The organism is Micrococcus sp. HMSC067E09, from assembly GCF_001812555.1.
GTDB lineage: Bacteria > Actinomycetota > Actinomycetes > Actinomycetales > Micrococcaceae > Micrococcus > Micrococcus lylae.
Genome location: NZ_KV809403.1, coordinates 1 through 24,950, shown reverse-complemented (window position 1 = coordinate 24,950; position 24,950 = coordinate 1). Strand labels below are relative to the sequence as shown.

The 24,950-nt window shown below is 72.4% G+C and carries 21 protein-coding genes; 17 read left to right on the top strand and 4 right to left on the bottom strand.

Features of this window, described 5'->3' with window-relative positions:
• Nucleotides 1-34 precede the first annotated feature (34 nt).
• The 15 genes from HMPREF2863_RS00120 (at nt 35) to HMPREF2863_RS00050 (ending at nt 18,445) form a co-directional block, all read left to right on the top strand.
• Nucleotides 35-751 carry an HAD family hydrolase gene (locus HMPREF2863_RS00120; RefSeq protein WP_067190559.1) on the top strand — a complete coding sequence of 239 codons (717 nt, stop codon included), beginning with the start codon at nt 35-37 and terminating at the stop codon, nt 749-751.
• Nucleotides 748-1,914 carry a site-2 protease family protein gene (locus tag HMPREF2863_RS00115; RefSeq protein WP_070637048.1) on the top strand — a complete coding sequence of 389 codons (1,167 nt, stop codon included), beginning with the start codon at nt 748-750 and terminating at the stop codon, nt 1,912-1,914. The genes HMPREF2863_RS00120 and HMPREF2863_RS00115 overlap by 4 nt, the downstream gene beginning before the upstream one ends.
• Nucleotides 1,911-2,975 (top strand): tRNA (adenine-N1)-methyltransferase, encoded by a 1,065-nt coding sequence (locus HMPREF2863_RS00110; RefSeq protein WP_070637046.1) that lies wholly within the window; start codon nt 1,911-1,913, stop codon nt 2,973-2,975. Before HMPREF2863_RS00115 ends, HMPREF2863_RS00110 begins: the two co-directional genes overlap by 4 nt.
• A 29-nt stretch (nt 2,976-3,004) precedes the next feature.
• Entirely contained in the window at nt 3,005-4,768 is a 1,764-nt protein-coding gene (gene arc / locus HMPREF2863_RS00105; RefSeq protein ID WP_070637044.1) for a proteasome ATPase, read from the top strand.
• Nucleotides 4,765-6,483 (top strand): depupylase/deamidase Dop, encoded by a 1,719-nt coding sequence (gene dop / locus HMPREF2863_RS00100; RefSeq protein ID WP_070637042.1) that lies wholly within the window; start codon nt 4,765-4,767, stop codon nt 6,481-6,483. The genes arc and dop overlap by 4 nt, the downstream gene beginning before the upstream one ends.
• Before the next feature lie 48 nt (nt 6,484-6,531).
• Nucleotides 6,532-6,729: a ubiquitin-like protein Pup gene (locus HMPREF2863_RS00095; RefSeq protein WP_067190569.1), complete on the top strand. Its 198-nt coding sequence runs from the start codon at nt 6,532-6,534 to the stop codon at nt 6,727-6,729.
• Complete coding sequence (pafA, locus tag HMPREF2863_RS00090; RefSeq protein WP_067190571.1) at nt 6,726-8,117, top strand: Pup--protein ligase; 1,392 nt, start codon at nt 6,726-6,728, stop codon at nt 8,115-8,117. Before HMPREF2863_RS00095 ends, pafA begins: the two co-directional genes overlap by 4 nt.
• Nucleotides 8,118-8,146: 29 nt before the next feature.
• Nucleotides 8,147-9,280, top strand: coding sequence for an FKBP-type peptidyl-prolyl cis-trans isomerase (locus HMPREF2863_RS00085; protein ID WP_246828787.1), 1,134 nt, complete (start codon nt 8,147-8,149; stop codon nt 9,278-9,280).
• Nucleotides 9,281-9,310: 30 nt separating this feature from the next.
• Nucleotides 9,311-9,706, top strand: a complete 396-nt coding sequence (locus HMPREF2863_RS00080; protein WP_067190578.1) for an FKBP-type peptidyl-prolyl cis-trans isomerase — start codon at nt 9,311-9,313, stop codon at nt 9,704-9,706.
• 22 nt (nt 9,707-9,728) lie between these two features.
• Nucleotides 9,729-11,873 carry a helix-turn-helix transcriptional regulator gene (locus HMPREF2863_RS00075; RefSeq protein WP_067190580.1) on the top strand — a complete coding sequence of 715 codons (2,145 nt, stop codon included), beginning with the start codon at nt 9,729-9,731 and terminating at the stop codon, nt 11,871-11,873.
• Between the two features lie 28 nt (nt 11,874-11,901).
• On the top strand, nt 11,902-12,177 hold the full coding sequence (gene tatA, locus HMPREF2863_RS00070) for a Sec-independent protein translocase subunit TatA (RefSeq protein WP_067190582.1): 276 nt from the start codon (nt 11,902-11,904) through the stop codon (nt 12,175-12,177).
• 222 nt (nt 12,178-12,399) lie between these two features.
• Nucleotides 12,400-13,185, top strand: a complete 786-nt coding sequence (gene tatC, locus HMPREF2863_RS00065) for a twin-arginine translocase subunit TatC (RefSeq protein ID WP_070637060.1) — start codon at nt 12,400-12,402, stop codon at nt 13,183-13,185.
• A 75-nt stretch (nt 13,186-13,260) separates the two neighbouring features.
• Nucleotides 13,261-16,278, top strand: a complete 3,018-nt coding sequence (locus tag HMPREF2863_RS00060) for a DEAD/DEAH box helicase (protein WP_070637038.1) — start codon at nt 13,261-13,263, stop codon at nt 16,276-16,278.
• A gap of 97 nt (nt 16,279-16,375) precedes the next feature.
• Nucleotides 16,376-17,473: a hypothetical protein gene (locus tag HMPREF2863_RS00055; RefSeq protein WP_070637036.1), complete on the top strand. Its 1,098-nt coding sequence runs from the start codon at nt 16,376-16,378 to the stop codon at nt 17,471-17,473.
• Nucleotides 17,474-17,710: 237 nt separating this feature from the next.
• Entirely contained in the window at nt 17,711-18,445 is a 735-nt protein-coding gene (locus HMPREF2863_RS00050; RefSeq protein ID WP_070637058.1) for a polyprenol monophosphomannose synthase, read from the top strand.
• A gap of 122 nt (nt 18,446-18,567) precedes the next feature.
• Here the strand turns inward: HMPREF2863_RS00050 and HMPREF2863_RS00045 are convergent, their stop codons facing one another.
• From HMPREF2863_RS00045 to HMPREF2863_RS00035, 3 genes are all read right to left on the bottom strand, one after another.
• Entirely contained in the window at nt 18,568-18,906 is a 339-nt protein-coding gene (locus tag HMPREF2863_RS00045) for an RNA polymerase-binding protein RbpA (protein WP_070637034.1), read from the bottom strand.
• A gap of 100 nt (nt 18,907-19,006) precedes the next feature.
• Nucleotides 19,007-20,293: an SPFH domain-containing protein gene (locus HMPREF2863_RS00040; RefSeq protein WP_246828786.1), complete on the bottom strand. Its 1,287-nt coding sequence runs from the start codon at nt 20,291-20,293 to the stop codon at nt 19,007-19,009.
• A gap of 57 nt (nt 20,294-20,350) precedes the next feature.
• Nucleotides 20,351-20,848 carry an NfeD family protein gene (locus HMPREF2863_RS00035; protein WP_227718807.1) on the bottom strand — a complete coding sequence of 166 codons (498 nt, stop codon included), beginning with the start codon at nt 20,846-20,848 and terminating at the stop codon, nt 20,351-20,353.
• A 124-nt stretch (nt 20,849-20,972) separates the two neighbouring features.
• Between HMPREF2863_RS00035 and HMPREF2863_RS00030 the strand changes: the two genes are divergently transcribed.
• Nucleotides 20,973-23,273: an oxidoreductase gene (locus tag HMPREF2863_RS00030; protein WP_083315112.1), complete on the top strand. Its 2,301-nt coding sequence runs from the start codon at nt 20,973-20,975 to the stop codon at nt 23,271-23,273.
• Nucleotides 23,274-23,415: 142 nt separating this feature from the next.
• Here HMPREF2863_RS00030 and HMPREF2863_RS00025 read toward each other — a convergent pair whose 3' ends face one another.
• Nucleotides 23,416-24,294, bottom strand: a complete 879-nt coding sequence (locus tag HMPREF2863_RS00025; protein ID WP_083315111.1) for a DUF368 domain-containing protein — start codon at nt 24,292-24,294, stop codon at nt 23,416-23,418.
• A 429-nt stretch (nt 24,295-24,723) separates the two neighbouring features.
• Between HMPREF2863_RS00025 and HMPREF2863_RS12120 the strand changes: the two genes are divergently transcribed.
• On the top strand, nt 24,724-24,950 hold a 227-nt coding region (locus HMPREF2863_RS12120), incomplete at its 3' end, for a hypothetical protein (RefSeq protein WP_210386708.1).

Genomic DNA, 24,950 nt, shown 5'->3' with positions numbered 1-24,950 from the left:
CAACGTGATGGCCGGGTACACCTAGGATGGGCTCATGCCCTCCGCCTCCCACCGGAACGCCCTGCCGGACGCCGTCCTCTGGGACATGGACGGCACCCTCGTGGACACCGAGCCGCTGTGGAACGGCGTGCAGCGGCGCCTCGTCGCCGCGCACGGCGGCACCTGGACCGACGAGCTGGCCGCCTCGCTCGTCGGCCAGGCCCTGGACGTCGGCGCCCGCCGACTGCAGGCCGCCGGCCTCGACCTGCCGGAGGAGGAGATCATCGCGGTGACCATGGAGGAGGTCGCTCGCGGCGTTGCGGCGGACACCCCCTGGCGCCCCGGTGCCCGTCAGCTGCTCGTCGAGCTCGGCGAAGCCGGTGTCCCCTGCGCCCTGGTGACCATGTCCCATGCCCCGTTGGCACAGACCCTGCTGGACGTCGCCCCCGCCGGGGTGCTGGAGCTGTCCGTCACCGGCGACGAGGTCTCCCGCGGCAAGCCCGACCCCGAGGCCTACACCCTCGCCCTGTCCCGTCTGCGGGCGCGCCACCGGGACCTCGACCCTGCCCGCTGCGTGGCGGTGGAGGACTCGCCGGTGGGCGTCCGCGCCGCCATGGCCGCCGGTCTGACCACCGTCGGCGTGCCCAGCGTGCTGCCCCTGGATCCGGACGCGGCCACCGTCCGGTGGGACACCCTGGCGGGCCGCACGGTCGCCGATCTCGCCGCCGTCCTGCCGGGCGCCGCCGCCGGATCCGCGGCGGATTCCTCGTGACCGGTACCTCCGCGGGCCTGCGCCTGGGCAGCCTGGGCGGAGCCCCCATCGTCGTCGGCTGGGCGTGGCTGCTCATCGGCGCCGCCGTGCTGGTGATCTTCGGGCCCTCCCTGCAGCGGGCGGACCCGTCGCTGGGCTGGGCCGCCTACGCCGTCGCCGGCGGCTATGTGCTCGTCCTGGCCGTCTCCGTGCTGATCCACGAGCTCGCGCACGCCGCCGTCGGTGCCGCCCACGGCTCCCGGCCGGAGGCGATCGAACTGTCCGGCTGGGGCGGGCACACCCAGTTCGTCCGCGCCGTGGACCGGCCGCTCGGCTCCGTGCTCACCGCACTGGCGGGCCCCGCGGCCAACCTCGTGCTCGCCGGCCTCGCCCACGCCGCCGGCACCCTCGCGGCCCCGGGCACCGTCACGGCGCTGCTGCTGTCGATGGCGGCCACCGCGAACCTGTTGCTGGCCGCCTTCAACGTCCTGCCCGGCCTGCCGCTGGACGGCGGCCGCATGATCGAGTCGGCGGTCTGGGCCGCCACCGGCTCCCGGCCCCGCGGCACCGTGGCCGCCGGCTGGGCCGGTCGTGTCCTCGCCACCGGCCTGGTCCTCGGCGGGATCGCCGTCCCGCTGCTGACGGACGCCCGCCCCGGCCTCGGTGTCGTGGCCCTCACGGTCCTGGTGGGCGTGAGCCTGTACCGTGGCGCGGACGCAGCGATCGCCTCCGCACGCTGGCAGGACCGCGCCGCCCGCATCACCGTCGGGGACCTGATGCTCCCGGCCGTCCTCCTCGCCCCGGACGCCACCGTGGCGGACGCCGAGGCCGCGCTGCGGACCGGGGGCACCGCCGTCGTGCTGGAGCCGGCGGTCGGCGAGGGCACGACGACGGCCGCACCGGCCGTCGTCGACGTCCAGGCCGTGCGGCGCGTGCCGCAGGCACGGCGGGCACTGACCCCCGCCACGGCGGTCGCCGCCGCCCTCCCGGCCTCCGCGGTGCTCCGTCTGGGCACCGATCCGGAGTCCGGACCCGACTTGATCGACCGTCTCGCCGCCACGGACACTGCGGTGTGGGCGGTCGTCCGCACCGACGGCCGTGTGCTGGGCATCCTTCCGCGCGCCGCCGTCCTGAACGCCCTCGAGCACAGCCCGCCGAGGCACCGAAGGAGAACACCGAAGTGACCGAGCAGACCCCCACGCCCGCCCCCACCGGCGTGAGCGCCCGCCGCGGGCCCCTGCGCGCCGGACAGCGGGTGCAGATCAAGGACGCCAAGGGCCGGCTGAACACGATCACCCTCATCCCGGGAGGGCAGTTCCACAGCTACCAGGGCGTGCTGCGGCACGACGACCTGATCGGCGGTCCGGAGGGCGTGGTGGTGCAGAACAGCTCGGGCCACGACTACCAGGTGCTCCGCCCCCTGCTGAACGACTTCGTGCTCTCCATGCCGCGCGGGGCCACGGTGGTGTACCCCAAGGATGCCGGGCAGATCGTGCAGCAGGCGGACATCTTCCCGGGCGCGGTGGTGGTGGAGGCCGGGGTCGGCTCCGGTGCCCTGTCCATGTCCCTGCTGCGTGCGATCGGCGACGCAGGCCGGCTGCACTCCTACGAGCGCCGCGAGGACTTCGCCGAGATCGCCCGTGCCAACGTGGGGTCCTTCTTCGGTGCCGCGCACCCGGCCTGGTCCATCCACGTCGGAGACGCCCAGGAGAAGATGCTCCAGGTGCACGAGCCGCACTCCGTGGACCGCGTGGTCCTGGACATGCTCGCCCCCTGGGAGTGCGTGGATGCCGTCGCCACCGTCCTGGCCCCCGGCGGCGTGTGGCTCACCTACGTGGCCACCGCCACCCAGCTCTCCCGCGTGGCCGAGGCGATCCGCGAGTCCGGGAAGTTCACCCAGATCGAGGCGAACGAGACTCTCGTGCGCGGCTGGCACCTGGACGGTCTGGCCGTGCGCCCGGACCACCGCATGGTGGCCCACACCGGGTTCCTGCTCACGGCCCGTCGCCTGGCTTCCGGGCAGGAGGCGCTGAGGATGAAGCGCCGCCTGAAGGTCTCCGAGTTCAAGGACGAGGACGTGGAGGCCTGGACTCCCTCGGACGAGTCCCGCTGGACGCCCCAGGCCCTCGGCGAGCGCGTGGTCACGGACAAGAAGGCCCGCAAGAACCTCAAGGAGGCCCGTCTCACCGCCCGCCGTGCCGCCGAGGCCGAGCAGGGTGTGGACGGGCACGGCAACCCTGCCTGAGCCCCCACCTCAGCCCACGAGGAGGACCGATGAGTCAGAACGACCCCACCACCGGCACCGCCGAGGAGCGCGCGGTCGAGCTCGGCCGCATGCTCGCCGACGCGCAGGGCACCGCGGAGCGGCTGCGCCTGCAGCTGGAGTCCGCGCAGCGTCACGCCTCGAAGCAGTCTGAGCTGCGCCGTGCCGCCGAGGCCCAGCTGCAGACCGCGGGCCGCAACAACAGGCGCATGGTCGAGCTGCTCGAGGACACCCGTGAGGAGATCACCACCCTCAAGGACGCCCTTGAGGCCACCACGCGCCCGCCGTTCCTCTACGCCCTGCTGGAACAGGTCCACCTGCCCCGACAGCCGCGCGAGGGCGTGGAGTCCGCCGCGGTGGTGCGCGGGGGAGCGGACGTGGTGCTCAACGGCCGCCGCATGCGTGTGGCCGTCTCCCCGCTGCTGGACGCCACGAAGCTGGTGCCGGGCTCGGAGGTGCTGCTGGACGAGACCCAGTCCGTCGTGGGCATCGCCGATTCGGTGCGTGCGGGGCAGATCCTGCGCGTCAAGGAGGTCCTGGACTCCGGCGACCTGGTGGTGGCCGGCGCCGCGGACGAGGAGCGCGTGGTGCGTCGCAGCCCGGCCCTGGCGGAGGCGGACCTGCGCCACGGCGACGCCGTCACCGTGGACCCCCGCCAGGAGTGGGCCCTGCAGACCGTGGTGCTCTCCGAGGTGGAGGACGTCCTGCTGGAACAGACCCCGGACGTCTCCTTCGCGGACATCGGCGGTCTCGGCGCCCAGATCGAGCGCATCCGGGAGGCGGTGGAGGTCCCGTTCCTGCACCCCGGGCTCTACGCCGAGCACGGCCTGCGGGCGCCGAAGGGCATCATGCTCTACGGCCCGCCCGGCACCGGCAAGACCATGCTGGCCAAGGCCGTCGCCTCCTCGCTGTCTGCCCGCTCCACCGCGCAGCAGCCGGCCGTGTTCCTCAACATCAAGGGGCCGGAGCTGCTGAACAAGTATGTGGGCGAGACCGAGCGCCACATCCGCATCATCTTCGAGCGGGCCCGGGAGAAGGCCTCCGCGGGGGCGCCGGTGGTGGTGTTCTTCGACGAGATGGAGTCCCTGTTCCGCACCCGCGGCTCCGGCGTCTCCTCGGACGTGGAGACGACGATCGTGCCGCAGCTGCTCGCGGAGATCGACGGCGTCGAGTCCCTGGGGAACGTGATCGTCATCGGCGCCTCGAACCGTGAGGACATGATCGACCCGGCCGTGCTGCGTCCCGGCCGCCTGGACGTCAAGGTCCGCATCGACCGCCCGGACCGCACCGGCGCCGCCGAGATCATGGGCAAGCACCTCACCGCGGCCATCCCGCTGCACGACGAGGAGGTGGAGGACGCCGGCTCCGCCGAGCAGGCACGTGCCGACCTGATCGAGCGCACCATGGACGCCCTCTACGAGCGCAGCCCGCGCACGGCCCTGGCCGAGCTCACGGACGCCGCCGGCGGCACCGCCGTCCTCTACCTGGCGGACCTGGTCTCCGGCGCCGTGGTGGCGGACGTGGTGGACCGGGCAAAGCGCCACGCCGTCCGGGACCTGCTCGCCGCTGGCGAGGACCCCGCCGCCCGCGGGGTGCGCGCCGTGCACCTGCTGAAGGCTGTGGACGGCGTGCTGGCGGATCAGGCCGACCTGCTCGCCACCGTCTCCCCGGCAGAGTGGGCCCGCACCTCCGGCTGGCGCGGCCCGCACCTGACGGGCCTGACCATGCTGACCGGATCCTCCTCCGGCGGCGTCGCCCGGGAGGCGGGAGCATGAGCCCGGTGCAGCCGACGACCCCGGCGCCGTCCCGCGTGTTCCCGGCCTTCCGGGGCCAGCGCCCGCTGTTCCCGGACACCATGCCCTCCGGACTGGAGGAGCCGCCGAACGGCCGCGACGCCGCCGGCTGGGGTGTCCGGCGCGTCATGGGGACCGAGACCGAGTTCGGCATCCACGCCCCGGCCAACCCGCAGGCCCACCACACCGTGCTCTCCCTCGAGCTGGTGAACGCCTACGCGGACATGGCCACCCGAGCCGGCACGCCGGTGGCCGGCACCGAATGGGACTACTCGGCCGAGTCCCCGCTGGTGGACGCCCGCGGCTGGCGCATGCCCCGCTCGGCCGCCCATCCGTCCCAGCTCACCGACGAGGCCATCACGGGCCAGGACGGCGAGCCGATCCACCTGCTCGTGAACACCGTCCTGGCCAACGGTGCCCGCTGGTACGTGGACCACGCCCATCCCGAGTACTCCTCGCCGGAGACCACCACCCCCCGCGACGCCATGGTCTGGGACGCCGCCGGAGACCTGGTGGCCCAGGACGCGGCGGACCACATCGCCGCCGGCGAGGGCAGCCCCGAGGTGCGGATCTACAAGAACAACGTGGACGGCAAGGGCGCCTCCTACGGCGCGCACGAGAACTACCTCGTGGCCCGCGCCCTGGACTTCGACGAGCTCACCGCCGTCCTGCTGCCGTTCTTCACCGCCCGCCAGGTGCTCGTCGGTGCCGGCCGCGTGGGCATCGGCCCGGACGGGTCCACGCCCGGCTTCCAGCTGTCCCAGCGCGCCGACTACTTCGAGGAGCAGGTGGGGCTGGAGACCACCATCCACCGGCCCATCGTCAACACCCGCGACGAGCCGCACGCCGTCCACGACGCCTACCGGCGCCTGCACGTGATCATCGGCGACGCCACCCTGTCCCAGCACGCCACCTGGCTGCGGATGGGCATGACCGCCCTGGTGCTCGCCCTGGCCGAGGCCGGCACCGCCCCGCGCATCGAGCTCGAGGATCCGGTGGCCGCCCTCCAGACCATCAGCCGGGACCCGTCCCTGCAGGCGGCGGTGCCCGCCGCCGTGGTGCACGACGACGGCACCCGCCACCGTGCGTCGCTCACCGGCATCGACATCCTCCGGGCCTACCTCGATGCCGCCGAGGCCCACTGTGCCGCCCACGGCGTGGATGACGCGGCCACCGCCGAGGTGCTCGCGGCCTGGCGGCAGGACCTCGACGACGCCGCCGCGGATCCCCTGTCCCTGGCCGACCGGGCCGACTGGGCCGCCAAGCTGCGCCTGCTCGAGGGCATGCGCGCCCGCACAGGCTCGGACTGGTCCGACCCCCGCCTGGGCATGCTCGACCTGCAGTACACGGACCTGGCCCCCTCCCGCTCCCTGCACCGGCGGCTGGTCACAGCCGGCCATCTGCGGGTGCTGGCGGACGAGGACGAGGTGCGGGCCGCCGTCGGGACTGCGCCGACGACCACCCGTGCCTGGCTCCGCGGCGGCCTGGTCTCCCGGCATGCGCGCCAGGTGGTGGGCGCCGCCTGGGACAACGTGCTGCTGCGCCCCCAGGAGGGCGACCGCCTGCACCGGGTGCCGCTGGTCGAGCCGCTGCGGGGCCGGGCCGCCGACCTGCCCGGATGGTGGGGCGAGGACGGCCGCACCCCCGACGCGGCCGAGCTGATGCGCACGCTCACGGCCCTGACGGGCGCGTTCTGAGCGCGTAGGCTCGGACCAGACCCTCACCCCACGCCAGAGGAGGACCCCATGGCCCAGGAGCGCATCCACCACCAGAAGCAGGGCGGCGGCGACGGCGGCGAGGACGCCGGCCTGCAGCAGCAGGCCCAGCAGTCCTCCACCGCGCCCAGTGCCGACCTGGACGGGCTGCTGGACGAGATCGACACCGTCCTCGAGGCCAACGCCGAGGAGTTCGTCAAGGGCTTCGTGCAGAAGGGCGGCCAGTGAACGACCGCCGCATCTTCGGGCTCGAGACCGAGTACGGGGTGCAGCACTGGCACCCTGAGGGACGTCGCCTGAGTCCCGAGGAGGTCGCCCGGTACCTCTTCCGCCCCGTCGTGGAGTGGGGCCGCTCCTCCAACGTGTTCGTGGAGAACGGCTCACGCCTCTACCTCGACGTGGGCTCACACCCCGAGTACGCCACCGCCGAGTGCTCCACGATCGACGAGCTGCTCGCCTCGGACGCCGCCGGCGACGAGATCATGCGGGAGCTGATCGCCCAGGCCGAGGAGCGCATGCACGCCGACGGCATCGAGGGCTCGGTGTACCTCTACCGGAACAACGCCGACTCGGCCGGCAGCTCCTACGGCTCCCACGAGAACTACCTGTTGCGCCGCCGCAGTGAGTACCGGCGCCTCACCGAGGCGCTCGTGCCGTTCCTCGTGTCCCGGCAGATCCTCGTCGGCGCCGGCCGCGTGGTGCCCGCCGGCGTGTGGCCGGAGGGCCAGGGGCAGGCCCACTACGCCTTCTCGCAGCGTGCCGACTTCGTGCAGGAGGGCGTGTCCTCCTCCACCACCCGGTCCCGGCCGATCATCAACACCCGCGACGAGCCCCACGCCGACGCCTCCCGCTACCGCCGGCTGCACGTGATCGTGGGCGACTCGAACCTCTCCGAGCACACCCACCTGCTGCGCTTCGGCGCCACTGACCTGATGCTCCGCATGATCGAGTCCGGCTGGCCTCTCGGGGACAAGGAGATGCCCCATCCGACCCTCGCGATCCGCCGGGCCAGCCACGACCTCACCGGCACCGCCCCGCTTCAGCTGCGCGACGGGGCCGCCTCGGCACTCGAGCTCCAGGAGCACTACCTCGAGCGCGCCCACGCGTTCGTCGAGCGTCACGGGGCCCACCACGACCGCGTCGATCAGGTCCTGGACCTCTGGGAGGAGGTCCTGGAGGCCGTCCGCTCCCAGGACACCAGCGGCATCGACACCCGGATCGACTGGGCCATCAAGCTCCGCCTCCTCGAGGACTACCGCGCCCGCCACGGGCTCGACTGGTCCTCGCCCCGGCTGGCGCAGCTCGACCTGGCGTTCCACGACCTCGCCCGGGGCCGCGGCCTGTTCCAGGTGCTGCTCGAGCGCGGCCGCGTGGACCGCGTGATCGACCCTGCCGCGGCCCGGCGTGCCCGCACCGAGCCCCCGTCCGGCACCCGCGCCGCCGTGCGTGCCGCGTTCATCCGCCGGGCCCGCGAGCGTCAGCTCGCGTACGCCGTGGACTGGACCACGATGAAGCTCAACGAACACCCCCTGCACGTCATCTCCATGAAGGACCCCTTCGACACGTCCACCACGGCCGTGGAGAGGCTGTTCGACGGCGTGGTGGATCCAGCCTGAGGCCAGACTCCGTGGGTATGTTGGAGTCCATGACTTCCATCATTCCGCTGGGCCGCTCCCGCAGGCCCCTGACCGCCCTGTCCATGTCCCTGGCGGCGCTGCTGCTGGCCACCGCCTGTGCCGGCGAGGACGCACCCGCCGAGGGCGACTCGCCGTCCGGCGCCGAGGCCTCGGCCGCCGGCCCCGCCGAGATCGGCGACGGCGGCGAGAAGGACGCCGAGGGCGACGACGAGGACTACACGCGGGCCGAGGCCGGCACCGGCGTGGGCCAGACCGACAAGCTCGAGGCTGTGTCCCTGTCCGCCGCGGACGGCGAGGAGCCGGTGGTGCAGGCCGACACCCCGATCAAGGCCGACGAGGTCTCCACCCGCGTGCTGAAGACCTCCGATCGCGAGCCGGCGAAGGACGGCGACCTCGTCACCGTCTCCACCGTGGCCGTGAACCCGGAGGACGGAGAGGTCATGGGGGAGAACTTCTCCACCGGTCCCGAGGTCGTCATGCTCAACCAGCGCCTGAAGGATGCCAACCAGGAGCTGTACCGGATGCTGCGCACCAGCGCCCCGGGCGCGGAGGTCGCGTACTACATCCCCGAACAGAAGGCCGAGAAGGGTGAGGACGGCCAGCCGCAGGGCCAGGACATGCCCGCCGCGCTCTACGTCTTCCGCGTGAACGACATCCTGCCGACCGAGGCGCAGGGCGAGGAGGTCACCGACCTCGACGCCTCCCTCCCGAAGGTCACCGTGGACAAGGAGTCCGGCCACCCGAAGATCCAGAAGCCCTCCGGCGACGCCCCGAAGGACCTCACGGTGCAGCCCCTCATCCAGGGCGAGGGCGAGGAGGTCGGCGAGCACGACCAGGTCACCGTCCAGTACACCGGCGTCACCTGGTCCGAGGGCAAGACCTTCGACAGCTCCTGGGAAAAGGGCGGCGATCCGGCCACCTTCTCGCTCGACGGTGTCATCGAGGGCTGGAAGGAGGGCCTGGCCGGACAGAAGGTCGGCTCTCGCGTGCTGGTCTCCGTGCCGTCCGAGAAGGCCTACGGCGAGGCCGGCAGTCCGCCGAACATCGGCAAGAACGAGGACCTGCTGTTCGTCGTGGACATCCTGCACACCCAGGCTCCGGCCCAGCCCCAGCAGGACGACTCCGAGGACTCGGACCGCTGACACCCGTCACCTGAGAAGAGGAACACCCCCATGTCATTCGGACAGCGCAACTACGACCGCACGAAGCCCGAGGTGGACTTCCCGGGCGACACCCCGCCCACCGAGCTCGTCGTCGAAGACCTCATCGCCGGCTCGGGCAAGGCCGTCGAGGCCGGGTCCCGCGTCCAGGTCCACTACGTGGGCGTGGCCTGGTCCACCGGTGAGGAGTTCGACGCCTCCTGGAACCGCGGCACCCCCCTGCCGCTGACCGTCGGCGTCGGCCAGGTCATCGCCGGCTGGGACCAGGGGCTGCTCGGCATGAAGGTCGGCGGCCGCCGCCGTCTCGAGATCCCGCCGCACCTGGGCTACGGCGCCCGCGGTGCCGGCTCGGCCATCGGTCCGAACGAGACGCTGATCTTCGTCTGCGATCTCGTCTCGGTCGACTGACGACCGGCGCAGAGCACGTTCGATGACCTCCACCCCCGGAGAGCGTGAACGACGCACCAGCGAGCGCGTGATCGCGCTGCTGATGCTGCTGATCCACACGCGGCACGGCTACACCACCGCGCAGATCCGCCGCCACGTCGAGGGGTATGCGGAACTCGGCGACGAGGCCTTCGAGAAGGCCTTCCAACGCGACCGCGCACTGCTGGAGGACATCGGTGTGCCCCTGTCCCTCGAGCAGCCGGAGGATGCCGACGCCCGCCACGTGGTGGACGCCTCGGCCCTGCTGCTGCCCGAGATCGACTTCAGCGGGGCCGAGCGCCGCGCCCTGCTCCACGCCCGCGAGGTGTGGAGCGAGACCCGGCTGCAGACCGAGGTGATGCGGGCCGTCGGACTGCTCGTGGACCCCGGGTCCGCCGGCGAGGCCGACGACGGTCTCGGCCTGCCCCGCGTGGTGCAGCGTCTCACCCCGAACCTCGAGGTGTTCCTGGACGCCGCCGTGGAGCAGCAGGTGCTCGCCTTCGGCTACCGCACTGCCGCCGGGGCCGTTTCGCCGCAGGACCGACCGCGCCGCGTCCGCATCTGGTCCGCCCTCGAGATCGGCGGCGCCTGGTACGCCGCCGGATGGGACCTCGACCGCCAGGGCGAGCGCCTGTTCCGCGTCTCCCGCGTCATCGGCCGGCCCGAGGAGCTGCCCGGCACCGGGTCCGACGCCCCGGCCCGCCCCGCCGACTGGAACCCCGTCGAGATCCGCGACCGACTGCTCGGCCAGGGCGAGGGCCTGCGCGACCGCGTCCGGCTCTGGGTCGCCCCCGGACGCGGACACTCCGTGCGCCTGCGCGGCCAGGCCGTCACGCCCACCGCGCAGGACGGTGCCGCGCCCGGGGAGGGCTGGGAGCTGTGGGAGACCGACCGTCCCGCCCACGACGGCCTCGTCCAGCTGTGCGGCGGCCTCATGGGCGTCGTCCAGCCCTCGGCGGCCGATCCGGACGTGGTCGCCGAGGTGTTGGCCGCCTGGAGGCGCGTGGCCGAGGTCCACGACGGCGCCCCGCCGCCGCACCCGGAGCTCGCTAAACCACGCCAGTCCCGCTATCGCCAGGGACAGCGCGAGCGCGTCTCCCGTCTGCTCGACATCGTGGGCCTGGCCAACCGCGCCGGCGGCATCACGAAGGTCGAGCTCGCCGACCGCCTCGAGCTCAGCCCCAAGGCCCTCGACGCCGACCTGCGCGACCTCCAGTACTGCGGCCTGCCCGAGCGCCTCTTCCCGGGCTGGCTGTTCGACGTCGATGCCGAGTCCGACGTGGTCGAGGTGCGCCAGGCCGTGGACCTGCCCGCGCCCATCCGCCTCTCCCTGCCCGAGGCACACCGCCTCTCCGCCGCCCTGGACACGGTGGCCCAGATGCCGCACGCGGACGACGAGGTCGCTCCCGCCGCCGTGACCGCGGCAGCACGGATCCGGCAGGTGCTCGCCGACGTCGGACACACCGGTGCCACCACATCGGTGAGGCCCTCCACCGGCGGGACGGACGACCCCGGCGACGCAGCCGCCGTCGTGCCCTCCGCCGCCGACGGCGGGGGAGCAGGGGGCCACGAGCCACCTGCGACGCCCGTGACCTCCTTCTGGGACGTGCACGCAGACCAGGACACCGTGCGTGTGCTCATGGATGCCGTCGCCCGCCACCGGGTGGTGCGCCTGCGCTACCACGCCCTGCACTCCGACCGGACGACGGAGCGGGAGGTCGAGCCCGTGCAGCTCGTCCAGTCCGGCGTGGTCCTCTACCTGCAGGGCCATTGCCGCACCGCCGGCGCCATGCGCACCTTCCGCGTCGAGCGGATCTCCGCTGTGGAGCCGACCGGCGAGATCGCGAAGGCGCGGCGCCGCCCCAAGAAGACGATGCTCACCCCGGTCGACACGACGCTGGAGGCGGTGCTCGCCTGGCATCACCGCATCCGGGACCTGGCGGACGACTATGCACCGCGCCTGGAGGCTCAGGACGCGGACGGGCGACGGCTGACCCGCCTGGGTCTGCTCTCCGAGGACGCGGCGATCGCCCTGGCCGGCATGCACGCCGGGGACGTCGAGGTCCTCGAGCCCGCCGAGCTGCGCCAGGCCGTCCGCGATCGCGCGCTGGCCGCGCTCCGGCGCCTCGAAACCGCTGTACGCTTGTGAACAGGACTTCCGACGAAAGGAACTCACCATGGTCGCTGGACTCCAGGGATGGCAGCTCGTCATCATCGTCCTCCTCGCCGTGCTGCTCTTCGCCGCGCCGAAGCTGCCGTCGATGGCCCGCAACCTCGGCCAGTCCATGCGCATCTTCTCCTCTGAGGTGAAGGAGATGCGCAAGGACGGCAAGGACAAGAAGGACGCTCAGCAGGAGGACCGCTCCGCCGGCACCGAGCCGGTGGAGGGTCGCATCGTCGACCGCGACGTCAACGACGTCCGTGAGGGTTCCCACCGCGCCGACGAGCGTTGATCGGCCGGGCCCAGCCCGTCTCGACCGCGAGAGCCGCGCATGAGCATGGACCAGACTCCGCCTGAGGGCGCGCCCGGCACGGGCGCGCCCGAACGCCCCGCGCAGGGCGCCCTCGCCCAGGACACTCCTGCCGTCTCCCGGGAGGAGGTCCGCGAAGCGGCCGCGACGCCCCCGGGCAAGCGCCGCAAGCGCGCCCGCCGGAAGGACAACCCCACCGGCGAGATGCCGCTGCGCGAACACCTCGCCGAGCTGCGCAACCGCATCATCAAGTCCGGCGTCGCGATCGCCCTGGGCACGGTGCTCGGATTCTTCCTGTACGAGCCGGTCATGGGTGCGCTCGCCCAGCCGCTCAAGGACGCCGAGCAGCGGGGCATCCTCGCCTCCCTGAACTTCGACTCGGTCGGACAGTCCTTCGACATCCTGCTGCAGGTCGGACTGTTCATCGGCGTGGTCGTGGCCAGCCCCGTCTGGCTCTACCAGATCTGGGCGTTCATCATGCCGGGCCTGAAGGCCCAGGAGAAGAAGTACGCCATCGTGTTCCTCTCCGTCTCCATCCCGCTGTTCGTCGGCGGCGTGGTGATCGGCTACCTCGTGCTGCCGCAGGCCGTGCAGTTCTTCACCGCCCTGATCCCGGACGGCGGCACGAACTTCATCCCGGCGAACGTCTACATCCCGTTCCTGCTGCGCCTGTTCCTCGCCTTCGGCGCGGCGCTCGTGCTGCCCGTGCTCATGGTGGGCCTGAACATGATCGGCATGCTCCCGGCCCGCACCATCCTCAACCACTGGCGCATCACCGTGTTCCTCATCTCGCTCATCGCGGCCATCGCCGCCCCGGGCGGCGACGCGATCACGATGTTCTACCTGGCCGCTCCGCTGTTCACCCTGTTCGGCGTGGCCATCGTGCTCTGCGTCCTCAACGACAGGCGCCGCAACCGCAGGAGGGCCGCCACCGAGGCGGACATCGAGGCGGAGATCGCCGCCGGCCCGAAGCCGCTCAGCGAGCTCTGAGCCGGCGGGCCCAGGGGACTCCGCCGACAGCGGAGCCGCCTGGGCCGCACAGCGGCCCACCACTAGGCTGGCTCCATGGCCGACTCCCCGCATTCGCATCCGGTGCCCGACGACGAGCCGGTCCTCAGCCCCGCCGAGCGCTACGCCGCCGCCCGCCGGGCCCGGCACCATCCCGGCAGCCGTCTGTCCCAGTTCGCCGCCACCCTCGGGTTCCCCCTCGACCAGTTCCAGGTGCAGGCCTGCACCGAGGTGGAGGCCGGCCACGGCGTGCTCGTGGCGGCGCCCACCGGCTCCGGCAAGACCGTGGTCGGCGAGTTCGCCGTGCACCTGGCGCTGTCCCAGGGCCGCCGGGCGTTCTACACCACCCCGATCAAGGCCCTGAGCAACCAGAAGTTCTCCGATTTCGCCGCGATCCACGGCCCCGAGCGCGTCGGTCTGCTCACCGGAGACACCTCCGTCAACCCGGACGCGGACGTGGTGGTCATGACCACCGAGGTGCTGCGCAACATGCTCTACGCGGATTCCGCCGCCCTCACCGGCCTGGCCTGCGTGGTCATGGACGAGGTCCACTACCTCGGCGACCGCTTCCGCGGTCCCGTGTGGGAGGAGGTCATCATCCACCTGCCCGAGCATGTGCAGCTGGTCTCCCTCTCCGCCACGGTCTCCAATGCGGAGGAGTTCGGCGCCTGGTTGGACACCGTCCGCGGCGCCACCTCCGTGATCGTCTCCGAGCACCGGCCCGTGCCGCTGTGGCAGCACGTCATGGCCGGTCCGCGCCTCTACGACCTCTTCGCCGAGGACGTCGCCTTCGAAGAGTCCGCCGAGGACGACGGCGCCACCGTGCTCAACCCCGAGCTGGCCCGCCTGGCCTCCCAGGCGCACCGCAACGCCGAGCGCTCCGACTGGGGGCGCCCCGGCCGCGGTCGCGGACGCGGCCCCGGAGGCAGGGGCAAGGGGAGAGGCCGTGGCCGTCAGGGCGGGAGGAGACGCACCGACCGCGACGACGGCCGCTCCGGCGGGCGCGGTGCGTCCGGCGGCGGACGTGGCCGGCGCTCCGGCGCCGCCGGCTGGGACGGCGACCGCGGCGTGCAGGGACGCATCGGCCCGCGCGAGCACCGCAACCACGGACTGCGCACCTCGCGCCCCGAGATGGTCCGCACCCTGGAGCGCGAGGGGCTGCTGCCCTCGATCACGTTCATCTTCTCCCGCGCCGGGTGCGACGGCGCCGTGGAGCAGTGCCTGGCCGCAGACCTGGACCTGACCACCCGGGCAGACAAGCGGCTCATCCTGGAGCGGACGGACGAGGTGGCACGCCTGCTCCCGCCGGAGGACCTCGAGGTCCTCGGCTTCTGGGGATGGCGGGACGGCCTGTCCCGCGGCTTCGCCGCCCACCACGCCGGCCTGTTGCCGCCCGTCAAGGAGGCGGTGGAGGTCCTGTTCGCCGCAGGGGCGCTGAAGGTCGTCTTCGCCACGGAGACCCTTGCACTCGGCGTGAACATGCCGGCCCGGTCTGTGGTCCTGGAGAAGCTGGTCAAGTTCAACGGGGAATCCCATGTGGACGTCACCCCCGGGGAGTACACCCAGCTCACCGGACGTGCCGGCCGCCGCGGCATCGACGTGGAGGGCCACGCCGTGGTCCTGTGGCGTCCGGGCCTGGACCCGGCCGCCGTGGCCGGACTGGCGTCGAAGCGCACCTACCCGCTGAAGTCGGCCTTCCGGCCCACCTACAACATGTCCGTGAACCTGCTCGCACAGGTCGGTGCACGTCGGGCCCGGGGGATCCTCGAGTCCTCCTTCGCCCAGTTCCAGGCCGACCGCTCGGTGGTGGGCCTGGCCCGCCAGGTGCGGGACAAGGAGGCCTCACTGTCCACCTACGCAGATGCGATGGCGTGCGACCGCGGGGACATGGCCGCGTACATGCGGCTGCGCAAGGAGCTCGCCGCTGCGGAGAAGGCCGGCTCCCAGGGTCGCAGGCGTGCCCGCCTCGGCGCGCTCAAGGAGTCCCTGTCCGAGCTCGCGGTCGGTGATGTGATCGACCTGCGTGACGGCCGCGCCCTCGGGCGCTGCGTGGTGGTCTTCCCGGCCGGCAACCCGCAGAACCCCCGCGTCGGCGTCATCACGGACAAGGCGCAGCTGCGCCGCATCGGCGTGGAGGACCTCGCCATGCCCGTGGAGCCGATCGCCGGCGCGGACCTGCCCCGGCTTCTCCAGGTGAAGTCCCCGGCCCAGCGCAAGGACGTCGCAGCGAAGATGCGGGAGGCCGTGCGCACGCACCGCCCGCCCTCCGGCGGGCGCGACCGCTCCGGCTTCCGCCGCGTGGAGCCGGAGGAGTCCCCGCGGGTGGAGGAGCTGCGCCGCGAACTCCAGGCACACCCGTGCCACGGGTGCCCGGAGCGGGAGGACCATGCACGCTGGGCCGAGCGCTGGTGGGGACTCCGCCGGGAGGTCACCCAGCTCCGCGACCGGATCTCCGGACGCACGAACACGCTCTCCGCCGCGTTCGACCGCATCGTCGGACTGCTGCAGGAGTACGGCTACGTCGGCTCGGATCCGGGAAACCCGCGGGAGGCCGTGGAGCCGGCCGGTCAGGCGCTGCGGCGCATCTACGGGGAGCGAGACCTGCTGACGTCGCTTCTCCTCCAGGATCCGTCCGTCGCCCGGCTCACCCCGGAGGACTGGGCGTGCCTGGCCGCCCTGCTGGTCTACCAGGGCCGGTCCGAGCCCCTGGCCGGCACCGTGGTCATGCCCAACGCGCGACTCCAGGCCGTCCACGAGGCCACCGAGCGGCTCCAGGACCGGCTCCGCCGGGACGAGGCGGCCGCCCGACTCGAGCCCACGCCGGAGACCGACCCGGGGCTGGTGGCGCCGATGCACCGCTGGGTGCGCGGCAAGTCCCTCCGGGACACGTTGCACGGCTCGGACCTTGCCGCCGGCGACTTCGTGCGCTGGGCCCGCCAGGTCATCGATGTGCTCGGCCAGCTCGCCCAGGTCCCCGGGGACGAGGCCCGCACGCGCGACTGCCGCCGTGCCTCGGATCTCGTGGCACGCGGTGTCGTGGCCACCTCGCTGCCCACGGTCGCCGCGGACGGGTGAGCCTGCCGGGCCGGTGGGCCCGACCGGACGGGACCCTGATGAGGCCCGGCCGGGACCGGACGGTCCATGGACCGGCAGAGAGCACTAGGCTGAGAGCGTGACCGCTCTCCTGTTGCACCACGGCATCGTCCACTCTCCGACCGACCCCTACGCCACCGCCCTGATCGTCGAGGCCGGTACCGTCGCCTGGCTCGGCGGTGACGACACCGCCGCCGCATTCCTGCGCGACGGCATGGCCGAGCAGGATCTGGACGGCGCCATCGTCACGCCGCTGTTCGTGGACCCCCTCGCCTCGAGCGCCTCCGGCGCCTGTCACCGCGGCATCGGCCTCGTCACCGTTCTGCGCGGCTGGGACGGAGACCGCACGCTGCGCACCGGGGTTCCCGCCGCCGACCACGAGGCGACGGACACACCCGGGGCAGCGGTCGTCGTCGAGTACCGCCCGCATCGACAGGCGGACGCGCAGCAGGCCTACCGTCCGTCCGCCGGCGTCTGGATCGCCGCTGACGCGATCCCGTCCACGGAGCTCGACCAGGCCGTGATCGCCGCCGTCGAGGCGGGGGAGCAGGTCTACCTCGTCCCCTCCGACCTCGCCGATTCGTCAGCCGTGCAGGCCGCACAGACGGCTTCCCTGGCCGCTCTGCGTGCCGCCGAGAAGGCCTGCGGCATCCCCGCCATCGGCCGGACACGTCCACGGCTGGCCGTGGGGGCGCCCCTGACCGCGCAGGAGGAGCACTTCCTCGCCGGGCTCTCCGCCTCCGTCACCGCGCTGGTGGACGCCGAGGCCGGCACCACGGCCCCCGTGGGCGGTCTCCTCGCGGCGGCCGTGCCGGTGTGCCTGTCGCTGGCCGCGGACGGCAATCCCTGGGGAGCTGTCCGCGCCGCGCTGCACCACCCGGATCCACAGCAGGGCGTGTCTGCCCGGTCCGCGTTCACCGCCGCCACCCGCACCGGGCTGCGGGCCCTGTCCGACACGCCCGCCGCGCACGTCGACCTGCCGGCCCGGCTGTCCGTCTCCGCGCCGGCGACCTTCGGCGTCTGGGAGGCGGATGCGGTCACCGTGCAGGCGCCGGACGGCCGTGTGGCCGCCTGGAGCACCGACACGCGCGCGGGCACGCCGTTGCTGCCCTCGCTGGACGCCGGGGAGGACCTGCCCCGCCTGCGCTCGGTCTGGGTCCACGGCCGCCAGGCCTGAGGGCGACGTCGGTCTTCCGAGGCCGCCGTCCGCCGACGCCGGACGGCACGATCCACGGCCTTGCCTCCGCGCGATCAGGCGCAGCGGTTCCTATACTGGGGCGGATGACCCGCGCGCCGCGGGCCGTCTGCCTACGCCTGTGCCCCGCCCGGGGACTGCTCGGCGGCAGGGGACGGCGGGGTCCGCACTGGACCGGCCGGCGCTGACACGAACCCGATGCAGGAGGGGAACGCCCGCATGCGCGTGCTGACCATCATTCCCACGTACAACGAGATCGAATCGCTGCCGATCACTCTCGGCCGCCTCCGCGAGGCCAACCCGGAGGTTGACGTTCTCGTGGTGGACGACGGCTCCCCGGACGGCACCGGCGCCTGGGCGGACGAACGCTCCGCGGCGGACGCCAAGGTGAACGTGCTGCACCGCGCCGAGAAGAACGGCCTGGGCGGCGCCTACCTCGCCGGCTTCGCCTGGGGTCTGGAGCGCGGCTTCGACGTGCTCGTGGAGATGGACGCGGACGGATCGCACCAGCCCGAGCAGCTGCCGCGCCTGCTGGACGCGATCCACGGCGCCGACCTGGTGATCGGATCCCGCCGCGTCCCGGGCGGCAAGATGGTCAACTGGCCGCCCCATCGCAAGTTCATCAGCATGTGCGGGTCCCTGTACCCGCGCATCATGCTGGGCCTGGACCTCACCGACATCACCGCCGGCTACCGCGCCTACCGCGCCCAGGTGCTGCGCCAGATGGACCTGGGCGCCGTGCAGTCCAAGGGCTACGGCTTCCAGGTGGACATGACGTTCCGTACCGCCCGTCTCGGCAAGCGGATCGTGGAGGTGCCGATCACCTTCGTGGAACGTGAGTTCGGCGAGTCCAAGATGTCCGGCAGCATCATCACCGAGGCTGTGACCAACGTGACCAAGTGGGGCCTGCAGGCCCGGTGGGAGAAGCTCAGGCAGCTCGTCTCCGGCCGCTGACCGCCGGCGTGACCCGCGGGGTTGTACCTATGCATGACGAAGGGGCCGGACGATCCACACGGATCGTCCGGCCCCTTCGTCTGTCCGGCCCGGGGTCCGGGACGCGGGGGGAGCGGCGCGGCTCAGGCCTCGCCGCGGCTGGCGCGCAGCTTGCCGAGCTGGACCTGGAGGGTCTCCTCCAGGTCCTCCATGGAGCGGCGCTCCAGGAGCATGTCCCAGTGGGTGCGGACCGGCTTGCCCGCGTCCTCCTCCGGCTTCTCGCCGTCCACCAGGAACGCCTCCTTGCCGGTCTTGGAGGTCCAGGTGGCCGGGATGTCGGCCTCAGCGGCGAAGGTGACGAACACCTGTTCACCGTCCTCGCAGCGGTACTCCACCCGCTGGCGGGCGGCGGGCTCGACGCCGGCCTCGGATTCCAGCGACTGGGCGCCCAGGCGCATGCCTCGCAGGCTGCGATCGCTCACGTTCTCATCTCCCTCGTGTTCGGCGACGGGCGGCGCCCGGACGTGGACCCGGGCGCCGCCCCACTCTCGTCAGTGACGTTCAACTGACGATTGTCGCATGTCATTCCCGGCCGGTGCGGGGATCTTCCTGCGCCGCGCCGGTCCCGTCGCCCGAGGACGGATCCTGGCCGGGGGCGTCGGCAGGGGTATCAGCCTCGACGCCGGCGGGCTGCTCGGCGTCGCGGCCCGGGAGCTCCTGGGCCTCGGGCGCGCCTGCGGCGGTGGTGCCGGGAGCGGTACGGGCGGACTGGCCCTCCGTGAGCGGGACGTCCAGGTCCTGCGGCACGGCGAGGGCCTCGTCGAGGGAGGTCTGCGGCATCTTGTCCGCCGTCATGGCCCCGGCCGTCATGGACTCCATGACGCCCGCCGAGCGCAGACCGTCCGCGGTGGTCGGGCGGACCTTGCGCTCCTTCCGCTCCGTGCGCTCACGGGTGGCGCTCGTCTGATCGCCGGAGGCGGCACGCGTCTCGGACAGCGGGGAGCCGGAGCCGGAGAAGGCACTGCCGATGTTCCTGAGCGCCTCAGAGAGCTCGGCCGGCACCACGAACATCGTGTTGGACTGGCCGTCGGCGATCTTCGGCAGCTGCTGCACGTACTGGTAGGCCAGCACGTCCGGGTCGGCGCCGCCGGCGTGGATGGCCTCGAACACGACGTCGATGGCCTCGGCCTCTGCGTTCGCGCGGAGGATGCGGGCCTGGGCGTCACCCTCGGCCGCGAGGATCTGGGCCTGACGCTCACCCTCGGCGGTGAGGATCTGGGCCTGCTTGGTGCCTTCGGCGGTGAGGATGGCGGCGCGGCGGTCGCGCTCGGCACGCATCTGCTTCTCCATCGAGTCCTGGATGGAGTGCGGCGGGTCGATGGCCTTGAGCTCCACGCGGGACACGCGCAGACCCCACTTGCCGGTGGCCTCGTCGAGGACGCCGCGGAGCTTGTTGTTGATGGTGTCGCGGGAGGTCAGCGCCTCTTCGAGGTTCATGCCGCCGACCACGTTGCGCAGCGTGGTGGTGGTCAGCTGCTCCACGGCGTGGATGTAGTTGGCGATCTCGTAGGTCGCGGCCTTCGCGTCGGTCACCTGGAAGTAGACGACCGTGTCGATGGAGACCACGAGGTTGTCCTCGGTGATCACCGGCTGCGGCGGGAAGGAGACGACCTGCTCGCGCATGTCCATGTGGGGGAGCATGCGGTCGATGAACGGGACGACCAGTGTCAGCCCCGCTCCGGCGGTGCGCTGGTACTTGCCCAGGCGTTCGATGTTGGCTGTCCGGGCCTGGGGGATGATCTTGACCGAGGAGGCCAGGATCATCACCACCACGGCGATCAGGACGAGCACGATGATGAGTGACTCCACGTGATGCCTTTCGTCGGGTGAGGTCAGGTGGTCGGTGCGGCTCCGGGCGGGCCCGGATCAGGGATGTGCGGGGTCCTCGCCGGTGGCGTCCCAGTCGATCTGGGGCACCGGGCGGACGATCAGGGTGGCGCCCTCGACGCGGAGGACGGTGACCTCGCTGCCGGCGAGCGCTTCGGGGGCATCCGGCTCCGTGCGGGCGGTCCAGGTGTCCCCGTCGAGGGTGAGGGTGCCGGAGGAGCCGGTGATGGCATCCGGCGTGGTGATGCGGCGTCCGGAGAGCGACTCCAGGTAGGAGGGGGAGTCGTCGGCGGAGCCGTGCAGGCGCTTCAGCGCGGTCGGACGGGCGAGGCCGAGCATCGCCAGGGAGACGACCGCGAAGACCACCCCCTGCAGCCAGGGCTCGGCTCCGGCCAGGGCGGCGACCATGCCGCCGAGCGCCCCGACGCCGAGCATCAGGAAGATGAGATCGAGCAACAGCAGCTCCACACCGGCCAGCACGAGGGCCGCGGCGAGCCAGAGCCACCATGCGTTCTCCTGGAACCACTCCATACTCATGGGTCCGATTGTGTCACAGGCGACACTCATGGCCGCCACGGTCAGGACAAGGCGGACAACGGTCCGGTCACGAATTCCGGCGCGGGCGGGTACCACGTTTGCTACTCGCCAGTAGGATGGACGCATGTCCGACGCCACGCGCCGCCAATCTGCCCCGTCGTCCGCCGTCCCGACGACGGCCGCAGCCTCGTCCGTGCCGCCCACCGCCCGCTCGGGCCGGGGCGGCTACCCTCGGCTGTTCTCCCCGTGGCGGGTCGGCCACCTGAGCCTGCCGAACCGCGTCGTCATGGGCTCGATGCACATGGGCCTCGAGGACTCCCACGATGACCTGCCGCGCCTGGCCGAGTTCTATGCCGAGCGCGCCCGCGGGGGAGCGGGGATGATCGTGACCGGAGGCTTCTCGCCCAACCGCCTGGGCCGGCTCTCTCCGGGCGCAGGGATGCTCGCCTCCCAGGCCGACGCGGACGCCCACCGCGTGGTCACCGACGCCGTCCACGCCGAGGGCGGACGGATCCTGGCCCAGCTGCTCCACGCCGGCCGCTATGCGAAGTCGCCGCTGCAGGTCTCCGCCTCACGCACGCGGGCTCCCATCAGCCCCGTGACGGCGTTCGCCCTGCCGACCGCCGCCGTGCGACGCACGGTCCAGGACTTCGTGCGCGCCGCAGGCTGGGCCCGCCGGGCCGGCTACGACGGCGTGGAGGTCATGGCCTCCGAGGGCTACCTCATCAACCAGTTCCTGGCCCCGGCCACCAACCACCGCACCGACCGCTACGGCGGCACCGCGGACAACCGCCGCCGCTTCCTCGAGGAGATCGTGTCCGGGATCCGGCAGGCCGCTGGGACCGACTTCGTCATCAGCGTCCGCCTGTCCATGGTGGACCTGGTGCAGGACGGCCAGACGCAGGAGGAGGTCCTGGACGTCGCCCGCGCCGTCGAGCGATGCGGCGCAGACCTCATCAACACGGGCATCGGCTGGCACGAGGCCCGGGTGCCGACCATCGTCACCTCGGTCCCGCGCGCCGCCTTCGCCGCGGCCACCGCGCGGGTCCGCGAGGTGGTGGACATCCCGGTGTCCGCCTCCAACCGCATCACTCTGCCGCACACCGCCGAGCAGATCCTGGAGGCGGGCCAGGCCGACGCCGTGACGATGGCGCGCCCGTTCCTCGCCGACGCGGCCTGGGTCGCGAAGGCGCGGGCAGACCACGAGGCGGCCATCACCCCGTGCATCGGCTGCAACCAGGCCTGCCTCGACCACGTCTTCTCCGGCCGCACCGTGTCCTGCCTGATGAACCCGCGCGCCGGACGGGAGACCGAGGCCCCGTACGACCGCCTCGGCGGCCCGGTGGCCCTGGGCATGCCCGAGGTGCCGGCGGCGCCGGCGTCGAGGCCGACCGTCGCCGCGGGCCGCACCCGCGCAGACGCGGAGACGGCCGACCACACGACCGGTCCCGCTGAGGGACGGCGACGCGTGGCCGTCGTCGGCGGCGGACCGGCGGGCCTGGCGGCGGCCCACGCCGCCGCCGCCCGCGGACACGAGGTCACCCTGTTCGAGGCGACCGGACAGATCGGCGGACAGTTCCGCCTGGCCCGCCGGATCCCCGGCAAGGAGGAGTTCGCCGAGGCGCTCGCCCATTTCCGGGACCGCCTCGATCCGCTGGGCGTCGACGTGCGCACCGGCGTGCGCGCGGATGCCGCCATGCTCGCCGGACAGGCCGGGGAGCCGGCCTACGACCACGTGGTGGTCGCCACCGGCGTGGTGCCGCGTGAACTGGACATCCCGGGCATCGACCGGCCCGAGGTGCACGCCTACCCGGACGTCGTGGACGGGACCGTGACCTGCGGGGACACCGTGGCAGTCATCGGCGCCGGCGGCATCGGCGTGGACGTCGCTGAGCTGCTCACCGCCCCGGCGAGCCACGCGCACGGCGCGTTCCAGGACCTGCAGGACTGGCAGGCCGAATGGGGCGTGGACCCGGAGTTCGCCGAGCGCGGGGCACTGACTTCCCGCCGCCCGGAGGCGCCGGCGCGCACCGTGCACCTGCTGCAGCGCAGCCCCGGCAAGATCGGCGCCCGGCTCGGCGCCACCACCGGCTGGGTCCACCGTGCGGCGCTCAAAGCCCGTGGCGTGGTCAAGCACTCAGGCGTCCGCTACGTCAAGATCGACGACGACGGTCTCCACGTGGACGTGACCAGGACGGTGGGGACGTGGCGGAAGAGGACCGAGGTGAGCCGGGCGGTCCTGGCGGTGTCCGACGTCGTGGTCTGTGCCGGCCAGGAGTCCGAGGCGTCCCTGGCCGCAGAGCTGCGCGCTGCGGGGATGCCGGACGAGCGGATCCACGTGGTCGGCGGCGCACTGAAGGCCGGCGAGATCGACGCCAAGCGGGCGATCGACGAGGCCGTGCGCGCCGTGGCGACCATCGGCTGACGACGAGCCGCGGGGCCGGGGGACCGGCTCAGCTACCCGCACCGGCCGGCCGCCGACCCTCATTGCACGAGCCGCGTGGCCGCCCCGCCGGGCCGGTTGCCAGGGCGTCGGCCAACAGGGGAGCGGCACGGCGGGGGCCTGGTCAGTCGGTCTGGTACTTGTGGCCCAGCCAGGCGATGAGCAGGACCACGGCGGCACCGGCGACCATCAGGCCCACGGTCTGGGGGACCGCCTCGGTCGGAGCCAGCAGGACGCGTTCGTCCTCGAGCTGCCACGGCCAGAGGGCACGCAGGGCACCGACCATCAGGCCGGTCACCACGGCCAGGGTGACGCCGCGGTGGTTCTCCAGCAGACGCTGCAGGGCACGCACGAACAGGCCCAGGCCGAGGATGGCGCCGGCGGCGAAGATCGCCAGATAGCCCCAGTCACGGTTGTTGACGGCGTTGAGGGTCGGCTCGTAGAGGCCGAAGCTCAGCAGCAGGAACGACCCGGACAGGCCCGGCAATGCCAGCGCGCAGATCGCGATCGCGGCGGCGAAGAAGACCACGAACGGGTTGGCGGCAAGCTGCTGGATCGGCAGGCCGAAGAACAGGAAGGCCACGATGCCGGCCACCACGGCCACCAGCACCGTACGCACGTTCCACGCCCTTCCGACCGCCATGATCGGAATAAGGACGGCGGCCACGGACATGCCGAAGAAGACGCCGAAGGTCTGGATCGGATAGTCCTCGACGGCCGGCGCGATGAACTTCGCGCCCAGCAGCAGTGCAGGGAACATGCCGAGGACCACCGGGATCACGATGTCCCAACGCACCTGACGCAGGTCCTCGTAGGCGCTGGCCTTGTCCGTCACCAGCCCCTTGATGCCGCCGACGAAGTGCCCGGCCGAACGGATGAGGTGCTCGTAGATGCCCACGATCATCATCACGGTGCCGCCGCTGATGCCGGGCAGCACTTCAGCGGCTCCGATGGCGGCGCCGCGCAGGACATGGAAGGGCGTCTGACGGTTCACAGAGGGCATGCCTGCCAGCGTAGTCGTGCGCGCGGGCGCGCCGGAGCAGATCTGGGCACCCGCCACGTCGTGTTCGTCACCGTCGCCCTGAGCGCCGCAGGCACGGCTCGACGGCACGGGGTTCAGGCTGGCTCACGTGAAGGTTGATGTCTGAGTGACAGAGCAGTGTCAACCTTCACTGCGGCATGTGGAGGGTTCATGGCAGATCAGCGACACTCACCGCGAGATGGAGCCTCTGAACCCGAACGCCGATAATGTACATTATGTCAGTATGGGATAATCCCGACCATGGCAGACCCTCCCCGGCTGTCGCGTCTCACTCGACTTGTCCGTAATCTCATCCAACTTGTCAGATGCTACGCTGACACCTGTTCTGGACCACCACCGCGCACAGGACACCCACTGATCTGATCCACCACTCAGACACCTGGAGATGCCGTGGCAACGCGCTCGCTCGCACCCCTGCCGTCCAACATGACGCGCCACACCCGCGTGCTGTTCCGCTACGACGACGCCGAAGTCCACAACCAAGCCGTCTCCGCCGCCCTGTCCGCCCAGCCCATTGAAGACGCCCAACCCATGCGGTCTTTCTACGCCTGGAAAGGCAAACGGAACCTCGAGGGACTGCACTTCTTATGTCCCGCGTCAAGTAGTTGGCAGGATTT